This is a genomic window from Gordonia sp. NPDC003422, from assembly GCF_053588675.1.
The window spans coordinates 1-10,911 of record NZ_JBSFQL010000013.1 but is presented as its reverse complement, the minus strand read 5'-3'; the positions used below and the strand labels follow the sequence as shown (position 1 = coordinate 10,911).

The following is a 10,911-nucleotide window of genomic DNA, read 5'->3' as shown; positions in this document are numbered from 1 at the left end:
TCAGTCGAGCCGGTCGCCAGCTCCCAGGAGGCACCACAGCTATGACCGCAGCGACAATTCCCGGATTGGATCCCGACAGCGCACCGACCAAACACGCAGGTCTGCTGGCCTGGATCGCCGAGGTCGCCGAACTGACCCAGCCCGACCGCGTCGTCTGGTCGGATGGCAGTGACGAGGAGTGGAACCGCCTCACCGAGCATCTGGTCTCGGCGGGCACCCTGGTCAAGCTGAACGAGGAGAAGAAACCCAACTCGTTCCTGGCCAAGTCCGACCCCGCCGATGTCGCCCGTGTGGAGTCCCGCACCTACATCTGCTCGGAGAGCGAAGCCGATGCCGGACCCACCAACAACTGGGTGGCACCGGACGAGATGCGCGCCACCATGACCGAGCTGTACCGCGGATCGATGCGCGGCCGCACGATGTTCGTCATCCCCTTCTGCATGGGCCCGCTCGGCTCCGACGACCCGAAGCTCGGTGTGGAACTCACCGACTCCGAGTACGTCGTCCTGTCGATGAAGATCATGGCCCGCGTCGGCCAGCAGGTGCTCGACCTCCTGGGCGAGGACGGCTTCTTCGTGAAGGCGCTGCATTCGGTGGGCGCGCCGCTCGAACCGGGTCAGGCCGACGTGGCGTGGCCGTGCAACACCGAGAAGTACATCACCCACTTCCCGGAGACCCGCGAGATCTGGTCGTTCGGCTCCGGCTACGGCGGCAACGCCCTCCTCGGCAAGAAGTGCTACGCGCTGCGCATCGCCTCGGTGATGGCGCGCGACGAGGGCTGGATGGCCGAGCACATGCTGATCCTGAAGCTGACCAGCCCGGAGCAGAAGGTCTACTACGTGGCCGCTGCCTTCCCGAGCGCCTGCGGCAAGACCAACCTCGCGATGATCCAGCCCACGATTCCCGGCTGGAAGGCCGAGACCGTCGGCGACGACATCGCCTGGATGCGGTTCGGCGACGACGGCCGCCTGTACGCGATCAACCCGGAGTTCGGGTTCTTCGGCGTCGCACCCGGCACCAGCGACGACTCCAACCCGAACGCGATGCGCACCATCGAGGCGGGCAACACGCTCTACACCAACGTCGCACTCACCGACGACGGCGACATCTGGTGGGAGGGCATCGGTGGTGACACCCCCGATCACCTCACCGACTGGCTGGGCAACGACTGGACGCCCCAGTCCGATCACAAGGCGGCCCATCCCAACTCGCGCTACTGCACCCCGATCTCGCAGTGCCCGTCGCTGGCCGACGAGTGGGACGACCCGCGTGGCGTGCCGATCTCGGCGATCCTGTTCGGTGGCCGCCGCAAGACCACGGTGCCTCTCGTGACCGAGGCACACGACTGGCAGACCGGCGTCTTCATGGGCGCCACGGTGGGCTCCGAGCAGACCGCCGCCGCCGAGGGCAAGGTCGGCACCGTGCGTCGCGACCCGATGGCGATGCTGCCGTTCATCGGCTACCACGTCGGCGACTACCTGCAGCACTGGGTGGACCTCGGCAAGAACGCCGACGCGACCAAACTGCCGAAGGTTTTCTACGTCAATTGGTTCCGTCGCGGCGACGACGGCCGCTTCCTGTGGCCCGGATTCGGCGAGAACAGCCGTGTGCTGAAGTGGATCATCGGCCGGATCGAGGGCGAGAACGAAGGCACCGAGACACCGATCGGTATCGTCGCGAAGCCCGAGGAGATCGACGTCACCGGCCTGGACACACCGGCCGACGACGTGAGGGCCGCACTCACCTTCGACGCCGACGAATGGCGCCGCGAGCTGCCGCTGATCGAGGAGCTCTTCGACTTCGTCGGTGACAAGCTGCCGACGACCCTGCGCGACGAGCTCGACGGTCTCAAGCAGCGGCTCAGCTGATCGAGTCGAGGTTTGGACCGGGGCGCCCTCAGGTTGCTGAGGTATCGTCTCCCCCTATGAGATTCCGCTTGTGGGGGGCGGCGATGGTCGTCGTCGGCATCGTGGCCCTGATGATCACGCCGGTGGCGGCCGCGCCGGCGCACAGCGCCCCGGCACCCCGGGTCACCTCGTTCTATCTGAGTTCCACGGGTTTCACCCCGGTCCCGACGCTCGGTGGGATCACCGGAATCGATCGCAAACCCGACGGCGAGTACATCATGATCGCCTCGGCGGGTCTCGGCCGCTACTTCGACGCCCGGATTCCGTTCTTCTCGTCGACCGGAGCCTTCGGCCGCGCGACCGTGTCGCTCGCCGGCCGTCCGATCCTGGGACCGGGCTTCATGCCGATGATGCCGGGTGCAGCGCAGTTCGAAGGTGTGCGCAGCCGCGGCAACGGATTTGTCGTCGCCAGCGGCGGCGCACATCAGTTCGTCCGGCTCCTCGGCCCGTTCGGCAACCAGGTGCGTGATCTGCCGTTGCCGCAGGCCTACCGCAAGGCCAAGAACACCGGACTCGACCCGCGGCGCGGACTCATCGGTGTCGCCGTCGCACCCGGCTCGGGAATGATCAGCACCCTCACCGCCGGTGGGCTGAAACAGGATCCGGCTCATTCGGCGCGCCTGCTCATCTGGCCTGGCCGCGGCACCACCGAGTTCGTGTATCGCACCGACGGCGACAAGTTGGCCGCCGACGTTGTCGCGGTCAACAAGACCGACTATCTGGTGCTCGAACGCGGGAAGGGCCGGGCAACACGGATCTTCTGGACCACCACGCGCGGCGCACAGCCGGTGACCGGTAAAGCGCGCCTGAGTGGCCGCGAGGTCGCGATGCCCAAGGTTCCGATCTTCTCCACCGCACCGCTGCCCGGACTGCGTGCGGGCAACATGTCGGGTCTGGGTTGGGGCAACTGGCTGCCGGACCGGCCGTGGCTGAAGTACCGGGCGCGAGTGCTGTTCGTCGTGACCAACGACGGCCTGGGCGTCCCGCCGCGGGTACACGCACTCGAGGTCCGATTCCCGAAGCGCTGAGCGCAATGACCGCCGGGGGTGGACTCAGGGTGATCACGGATGGCCAACCCGTCGAGGATTTGGCACCGTGGTACCCATGACCTCAAGTCAACCGCCCTCCAGCGACCCGCCCAGTGGAGGATTCGTCACCTCCGCTCCGACCATCGCGGCCGGTGCCGAGAACCTCGTCAAGCGTTTCGGTTCCGGCGACACCGCCGTGGAAGCGCTTCGCGGTGTGACGATCTCGTTCCGGGCCGGCGAGTTCACCGCCATCATGGGCCCGTCCGGCTCGGGTAAGTCGACGCTGATGCACTGCCTCGCCGGACTCGACGTCGCGAGCGGGGGCCGGGTGCAGATCGGCGACGTCGACCTGACGAGGTTGTCGGACAAGGCGATGACGATGCTCCGGCGCGACCGTATCGGTTTCGTCTTCCAGTCCTTCAACCTGGTGCCCACGCTGACCGCCGCGGAGAACATCACACTGCCCGTCGACATCGCCGGCCGCGAGGTCGACAAGGAGTGGTTCGACGCCGTCGTCGAACGACTGGGGATCACCGACCGGCTCGGCCATCTGCCCAGCGAGTTGTCGGGCGGGCAGCAGCAGCGCGTCGCCTGTGCCCGCGCGTTGATCGGCAAGCCGGCGATCATCTTCGGCGACGAGCCGACCGGCAACCTCGATTCCCGTTCCTCGGGTGAGGTGTTGAGCATTCTGCGCGCCGCCACCGACGAGTTCGGCCAGACGGTGGTGATCGTGACCCACGATCCGCGCGCCGCGTCGTATGCCGATCGTGTGGTGTTCCTCGCCGACGGTCAGATCGTCCGGGAGTTGTCCCGCCCGAGTGCCGACGACGTGTTCGAGGTGATGCGTCACCTCGACGACGTGCCCGCCACCGCGGCCGATACAAGTGCCACCGAAGCCGCCGCCCAACCCGTCGTCTCCGGAGGCGGCAAACACGAGGCTCCCGACCTCGACGAGGCGCGCTGAACGTGGCCACCTCGGTGATGCGCCGGGTTTCCCTGCGAAACCTGCGGGCGCACAAGCTTCGTCTGTTTCTGACGGTGTTCTCGATCGTCCTCGGCACGTCCTTCGTGGCCGGCACGATCGTCTTCACCACCACCATCTCCAACGCGTTCACCAACATCTTCGACAACGCGGCGCAGGGCGTCGCAGTGGAGATCACCCCGTCTGATCCGCAGTCGGCGGGTGTGCCGTTGACGGTGGTGGACCAGCTCCGCCAACGTTCGGCCGAGCTCGGCATCGACAAGCTCGTCGTCAACAACAGCGGTCTGGTGACCATCGCCAATTCGGAGGGCAAGGCGCTGCAGACCGGTGGCGCCCCCAGCGTGGGTACCGCCTACATTCCGCCCGCAGAGGCGATTTCGGCTGCCGATTCGCGGATCATGACCGGTGGTCGGGCGCCGATGAATGCCGGCGAGATCGCGTTGAACGAGACCGCCGCCGACGCCGGCGACTTGAAGGTCGGCTCGAAGACCAAGATCGTCGTGGGCCAGGGCAATGCGCCACCGCGCGAGGTCACGGTGGTCGGCCTGATCGACCTGCCGACCTCGACCGGCGGATACGTCAATGTCCAGTTCGACGCGGCGACCGCGTCGATGCTCTTCTCGGACGGCAAACACGCTGCGCTGGTGGATATGTCGGCGGTCGACGGGGTGACGCCCGAGCAGCTCGTGGAGCGGGTGCGGACCGCGCTGGGACCGGCCGCGGACCGGCTCGAGATCCGGACCGGCGATCAGGTCCGACAGGATCAGAAGGATCAGGTCAACCAGTTCCTCGACATCTTCCAGTACATTCTGCTGGCGTTCGCCGCCATCGGCCTGATCGTCGGCACGTTCATCATCTACAACACCTTCTCGATGCTTGTCGCACAACGCAATCGGGAGTTCGCACTGTTGCGGGCGGTTGGCGCCAGCCGGCGGCAGGTGTCGCGGTCGGTCCTGTTCGAGGCCTTCATCGTCGGCATCATCGGCGGCCTGATCGGACTCGCGATCGGGATCGGTCTGGCCGCGGGACTGAAAGCCCTGGTCACCTCGAGTTCGGGGTTGCCCGCGGGCTCCCTGGAAGTGACCATCCCCGCGGTCGTCGCCACCATTGCGGTGGGTGTCGTCGTCACCATGGTCAGCGCATGGGTGCCGGCGGCCCGGGCATCCCGGGTGCCTCCGGTGGAAGCGATGCGCGCAAGTGCCACAGAGGGTTCGGCGTCCCTGCGAACCCGCACGATCATCGGTGCGGTCGTGGGTGTGGCCGGCGTGGTCGCCCTGGTCGTCGGTGCGACCGGCGAGGGACTCGGACCGGTGCTGACGGTCGCCGCGGGTGCCGGCGCGATCATCCTTGCCACGGTGCTCGCCGGACCTGCCCTCTCGCAGCCGTTCGTCGGGGCTCTCGGCCGGGTGGTCGGTGCGCCGTTCGGCACGATCGGCCGGTTGGCCCGCACCAACGCCGTGCGCAATCCGCGCCGTTCCGCCGCAACGGCTTTCGCATTGACCCTCGGCCTGATGCTGGTCGCGGTGATCGGGATTCTCGGCGAATCCTTCAAGGGAACGGTCGACGACGCCGTCGACACCGGGGTCACCGCCGACTACATCATCGCCGGCACCAACCAGGCGCCTCTCCCTGCCGCAATTGCCGATGCGGTGAAAAATGTTGACGGAGTCCAGGATTGGGTTTCCTTCGGGATTGTCCAGGCCCAGGTCGAGGAGGCCGGCGGCGAGCGGTCGGTGACCGGCTATTCGCCCCTCGGCTCTCCGGTGGCGAGCGTGGCATCGGTGGACATGGTCGACGGATCGTCGGATGTCCTTGCGCCCGAAGGGTTGTTCGTCAGCGAACGCAGCCGTGATTCGCTCGGCTGGCGGCTCGGGGACGTCGTCACGTTCGTCGGGTCGGACGGCACCAAGATCCCGGTCACCGTTTCGGGGGTGTACGCCGACAACGAATCGCTGCAACCGTGGATGCTCGGTGCGGCGGTGTACGAGAAGCTGGTGCCGCCGCCGGCCCGGGCCAGTGTCGCCATCTTCGTGAAGGCAACGCCTGGAACGGATCTCGACACCCTGCGCACCAATCTGGAGAATGCCACCGATTCGTTCCTGATCGCTCAGGTGCAGGATCGCGAGCAGTTCAAGAGCACCATCACCAAGCAGATCGATCAGATGCTGATCACGCTGTACGCGATGCTCGGGCTGGCGCTGCTGATCGCGGTGCTCGGGATCATCAACACGCTCGCGTTGTCGGTGATCGAGCGCAAGCGCGAGATCGGGATGTTGCGGGCCATCGGCATGGTGCGTTCCCAGGTTCAGCTCGGCATCTACGTCGAGTCGGTGCTGATATCTGTCTTCGGCGCTGTGATGGGTGTGATCCTCGGTGGTGCGATCGGCTGGGCGCTGGTTCGGACCCTGGCGAAGTGGGGATTGGGTGCGCCCCAGGTCCCGTGGATCCTGATCGTGGTGACGCTGGTGGGCGGGGCCGTGGTGGGCGTCCTGGCCGCGGTGTGGCCCGCGGTGCGTGCCGCGCGGACCGGACCGTTGGAGGCCATCGCCGATCCGTAGTGCAGTCGGTGGATCGAGGCGCCTGGCACAATCGTCCGCATGACGCGACCACCCGAGGACGATCCACGCGATCCCCGGCAGCAGCCGCCGCCACCGTCGAATACACCGCAACATCCCGAGACACGCCAGTTCGGACCGAACACCGACCCGGCGGCGATCGGGGACCCGGTACCGCCCCAGCCCGACCCGATGACAGCTCCCACCGACCAGTACGGCCAGTTCGCCGAACCGGCCCCGCCGTCACAGGCCTACACGAACGCCGGACCCTCGGGTGGCTACCCGCCCACCGGTTACGGCGCCGACCCGCAGCCGTCCAAGAACACCGGGCGCACCGTGGGGCTCGTGCTCGCGGTCGTCGCGGCGCTCGTGGTGATCGGGATCGTCGCGTTCCTGATCCTGCGAGGTGGTGGCGACGAGTCGACGACGGCAGGAGCGTCGTCGACGACGAGCAGCGCACCGTCGAGCAAATCGAGCTCAACGACGACGACCACAACCACCACGACGACTCGGACAACCTCGTCGCCCACCTCGACAGCACCGTCGGATCAGGTCACCTACCAGCTGACCGGTGGCGGTAGCGTCATCACGCTGAGCTACGAGGCCTCCGGTCGGCGCGGGTTCGTGGCGAGCACCGGCACGCCGTGGTCGTTGTCGGTACGTGTGGGCGGCGACAACGCCGAGCTCACGGCGATCGTCGTTCAGGGCACGGTGACGTGCACGATCATGCGCAACGGTGAGCAACTTTCGTCGGCGACCAGCGGTCCGTCACCGCTCCCGCTGCGGTGTGCGGCGCCGCTGCAGTAGCCCGGCGTCAGCGCTTGCGCAGAACGAGGACCAGGTTGGTGCCCAGCACCTCACGCAGCACCGGCACCCGCATGACCCACCACATCCACCTGGGCAGATAGCGCGGGAAGGCGGCGACGAGGTCGGCGTTGTCCCGCGCGGTGGCGGCCCAGCGCAAACCCTGGGCGGCGGTTACGGGAAACAGCGAGGTGCCGAAGAGATTCTTCGGTGGATGACCGTGGCGTCGCGTGTACCACCGCGCCGCGCGGTGGCCGCCGAGATAGTGCGTGAGCCCCATTTCGTGGCCGCCGAACGGCCCCCACCACAGGGTGTAGCTGACGATGGTCAGGCCGCCCGGGCGCGTCACTCGCAGCATCTCGTCGCACATCTCCCAGGGTCGCGACGTGTGTTCGACCACGTTCGACGACAGGCAGATGTCCATCGAATCGTCCGCGAAGGGCAGATTCTGTCCAGAGCCACGCACGGTTCCCCGGTGTTCGAGTCCGCCCGCATGCATCTCGGCGGGGTCCGGTTCCAGAGCGAGGTAATGGGCTCCGACCTCCCGAAACGCGTCCGCGAAGTACCCCGGACCACCGCCGACGTCGAGGATGACCGCCCCGGAGAGCCCGGTGTCTTCGGTGGCGAAGGCGGCAACCATGTCGCGGGTGTCGCGAGCCAGTGCGCCGTAGAAGCGGGCCGGGTCCGACTGCTCGAAGCGGAAGTCGTTGAGGAGTCCTACCGCCCGTCGCAATGTCGCCAGAGCGGCCATGTCACGTGCCGGCATGGGGTGGTGTTCTGCTCCTCGACCGCGATTATGTCTACAACTTCCGTTGTAGACGCGCCAGTAACTTATCGATTAGAGTCTATCGGCATCGGGGGAGAGCAAGAAGGTTCCGGGCCGTCGCACATGGTGTGGAGGGGATGACGTGTTCGGCGCCCGGAACCACTTCTGCGACGTCGTCGGTAGGCTGACACGCAATGCATCCACCATCTGAGGTCCTGCTGCTGTGCTGGCGGGACACCGGCCACCCGCAGGGCGGCGGAAGTGAAACCTACCTGGAACGGGTCGGTGCCGAACTGGTCCGACGCGGCGTGCGCGTCACCTTTGTGACTTCTGCCTATCCGGGTGCGGCACCCAACGAGATGCGTGACGGTATCCGGTTCGTCCGCGTCGGCGGTCGAATCTCTGTCTACCCGCGGGTGGCGGCGATGATGCTGGCGGGTCGGATGGGACTCGGCCGGCTGGCCGCGACGGCACCGCAGGCCGTTGTCGACACCCAGAACGGAATCCCGTTCTTTGCCTCGATGGTGAGTCCGGCGCCGACCGTCGTCCTGGTGCATCACTGTCACCGTGAGCAGTGGCCCGTCGCGGGTCGCCTGCTCGGCCGACTGGGCTGGTTCCTGGAGTCGCGAGTGGCTCCTCGCCTGCATCGGCGCAACCGCTACGTCACGGTGTCGACCCCGTCCATGCAGGAGCTGGTCGAGTTGGGTGTCGACGCCGAGCGGATCTCCGTGGTTCGCAACGGCATCGACCCGCTTCCCGACGGCCTCGCGGCGGCTCGTTCCTCCGGCGAAGGGGTGGTGCGGTTGTGCGTGCTCTCGCGCCTGGTGCCGCACAAGCAGGTCGAGGACGCCCTTGCGGTAGCCGCGGATCTGCGACGGGGTGGCCTCGAAGTGCACCTCGACGTGATCGGCGGCGGATGGTGGGATGGCGAGTTGCGCAGCACCACAAGCCGTCTCGGGCTCGATGACGCGGTCACCTTCCACGGGCACGTCAGCGAGCGTCGCAAGCACGAGATCCTGTCCGCCGCCCGGGTGCACCTGATGCCGTCCCGCAAGGAGGGCTGGGGTCTAGCGGTGGTGGAGGCGGCGCAGCATGGTGTGCCGACGATCGGCTACCGCAGTTCCGTCGGCCTGCACGAGTCCATCGACCACGGTCGGACCGGGCTTCTGGTCGATGGAGTCGACGAGCTCCTCAGCGCCACAAGGAAACTCATCGAGGACGACGCGGAGGCCCGGCGTCTGGGCGACGCAGCCCGAGTCAAGTCGCAGGGATACTCGTGGTCGGCGACCTGCGACGGCTTCCTGGATGTCTTCGCCGAGGTGTGTCGTTGAGTACCACCGACGGATCGGCGTCGTCGCTGCCGATCTTTGACCTCGCGGTTGCGGCCGACGACCCGGACCCATTCAGGGCCGATCTGCTCGACGCCACTCACCGGCTGGGCTTCTTCTATCTCGTCGGGCACGGCATCGAACAGCGGCGGTTCGACGATCTGATCGACATTGCGCGTCGTTTCTTTTCGCTGTCGGACGCCGACAAGGACGAGATCTCACAGTTGCGAAGTCCGCAGTTTCGCGGCTATTCGCGGCTCGGTGGGGAATTGACGAACGGTGCCGTCGATTGGCGCGAGCAGATCGACATCGGCCCCGAGCGAGCGGCAATCGAAGGGGCCGAAGGCTATTGGCACCTGCAGGGTCCCAACCTGTGGCCGTCGGCGCTTCCGGAGCTGCGCCCTGCGCTCGAACAGTGGTCCGAGGATCTGGCGGCAGTCGGACGGGAATTGCTCGGCCACTGGGCGGCCGCACTGGGCGCACCGGTGACGGTTTTCGACGACGCATTCGCCGATCGCCCGGCAACCCTGATGAAGGTGGTCCGCTATCCCGGTTCCGAATCAGACCGGCAGGGTGTTGGGGCACACAAGGATTCCGGGGTCCTCACCCTCCTGCTCGTGGAACCCGATACCGCTGGTTTGCAGGTGGAGGGGCCCGACGGCGAGTGGATCGACGTGCCTCCACGCCGCGGCGCGTTCATCGTCAACATCGGCGAACTTCTCGAGGTGGCGACCGGCGGTTACCTCCGCGCCACCCGCCACCGCGTGCTCGCACCACCGCCGGGACGAGACCGGATCTCGATCCCGTACTTCCTCAATCCTGGTCTGGACGCCCAGATTCCGGTCCTCGAACTCCCGGGAGAGCTTGCCCGGCACTCGCGAGGGGTCGAACTCGACCCGGACAACCCGATCTTCAACACCTACGGCGAGAACGCCTGGAAGTCGCGGACCCGGGCGCATCCCGACGTCGCGTTGCGCCACCACGGCATTCGGCCCGCAGGCGCACCGACGTCGTACTGATCCGAATCGCTCGATGAGCGGCTCTGACATGCGGGATACACGGCGGCTCAGGGTGGCGGGTTGCGGAAAATAGAAGAGTTTCTTCCCGTCTACTCTCTTCGACGATGCGGATGCCGTTGCGTCACCGCACCAGCGTTGTCGCGCGGTCGGAGCCACCGCATCTCCCGGCAAGTGGACCTACTGATATGGCCTCGGAGGTTTCCGGGATGGGTGGCTTCGACTGCGCGGCAACGGTTTCCCGTGGCGTCGCGTTTCACGCTATGAAGTTCTCAAGGTACGGGTGCGGTCCCGACCGGGGTCGGGTGCGAAAGGTGCTACGCGGTTGGCTGGTTCAGGTTGGTGGGTTCAGGCGGCGTTGTCCAGGCGCATGGTGCGTCGGTTGTAGGCCGGTAGTGGTCTCCTTTCCGGATCAACGGAGGCCGGCGGGACCAGCCACGGGTGGCGGTCAGCCCCGAGGACGACGTCCCACCCGTTGTGGTGCACATCGGTATGGCAGGACGGGCAGAGTAGGCACCCGTTGTC

The 10,911-nt window shown here is 67.0% G+C and carries 8 protein-coding genes and 1 pseudogene; 7 read left to right on the top strand and 2 right to left on the bottom strand.

Going from position 1 to position 10,911, the window contains the following annotated elements; translation table 11 throughout:
- The first annotated feature begins 41 nt into the window (after positions 1 to 41).
- From ACWDTF_RS12610 to ACWDTF_RS12590, 5 genes are all read left to right on the top strand, one after another.
- A complete protein-coding gene (locus tag ACWDTF_RS12610; protein WP_433256790.1) occupies positions 42 to 1,868 on the top strand; it encodes a phosphoenolpyruvate carboxykinase (GTP) in 1,827 nt (608 codons plus the stop codon).
- A 56-nt stretch (positions 1,869 to 1,924) separates the two neighbouring features.
- Positions 1,925 to 2,935 carry an esterase-like activity of phytase family protein gene (locus tag ACWDTF_RS12605; RefSeq protein WP_355277258.1) on the top strand — a complete coding sequence of 337 codons (1,011 nt, stop codon included), beginning with the start codon at positions 1,925 to 1,927 and terminating at the stop codon, positions 2,933 to 2,935.
- Positions 2,936 to 3,011: 76 nt separating this feature from the next.
- Positions 3,012 to 3,899 carry an ABC transporter ATP-binding protein gene (locus ACWDTF_RS12600; protein WP_355277255.1) on the top strand — a complete coding sequence of 296 codons (888 nt, stop codon included), beginning with the start codon at positions 3,012 to 3,014 and terminating at the stop codon, positions 3,897 to 3,899.
- Between the two features lie 17 nt (positions 3,900 to 3,916).
- A complete protein-coding gene (locus ACWDTF_RS12595; protein ID WP_240855537.1) occupies positions 3,917 to 6,475 on the top strand; it encodes an ABC transporter permease in 2,559 nt (852 codons plus the stop codon).
- Positions 6,476 to 6,514: 39 nt separating this feature from the next.
- A complete protein-coding gene (locus ACWDTF_RS12590) occupies positions 6,515 to 7,279 on the top strand; it encodes a hypothetical protein (protein ID WP_433256788.1) in 765 nt (254 codons plus the stop codon).
- Between the two features lie 7 nt (positions 7,280 to 7,286).
- Here the strand turns inward: ACWDTF_RS12590 and ACWDTF_RS12585 are convergent, their stop codons facing one another.
- A complete protein-coding gene (locus tag ACWDTF_RS12585) occupies positions 7,287 to 8,027 on the bottom strand; it encodes a methyltransferase domain-containing protein (RefSeq protein WP_433259660.1) in 741 nt (246 codons plus the stop codon).
- Between the two features lie 209 nt (positions 8,028 to 8,236).
- Here ACWDTF_RS12585 and ACWDTF_RS12580 point away from each other — a divergent pair, with 209 nt between their 5' ends.
- Together ACWDTF_RS12580 and ACWDTF_RS12575 are read left to right on the top strand one after the other, a co-directional pair.
- Positions 8,237 to 9,373, top strand: a complete 1,137-nt coding sequence (locus ACWDTF_RS12580) for a glycosyltransferase family 4 protein (RefSeq protein ID WP_240854907.1) — start codon at positions 8,237 to 8,239, stop codon at positions 9,371 to 9,373.
- Positions 9,370 to 10,389, top strand: a complete 1,020-nt coding sequence (locus ACWDTF_RS12575; RefSeq protein WP_449754453.1) for an isopenicillin N synthase family dioxygenase — start codon at positions 9,370 to 9,372, stop codon at positions 10,387 to 10,389. Before ACWDTF_RS12580 ends, ACWDTF_RS12575 begins: the two co-directional genes overlap by 4 nt.
- A 345-nt stretch (positions 10,390 to 10,734) precedes the next feature.
- Here ACWDTF_RS12575 and ACWDTF_RS12570 read toward each other — a convergent pair.
- Positions 10,735 to 10,911: pseudogene (locus ACWDTF_RS12570) on the bottom strand (HNH endonuclease); the annotation flags it as partial.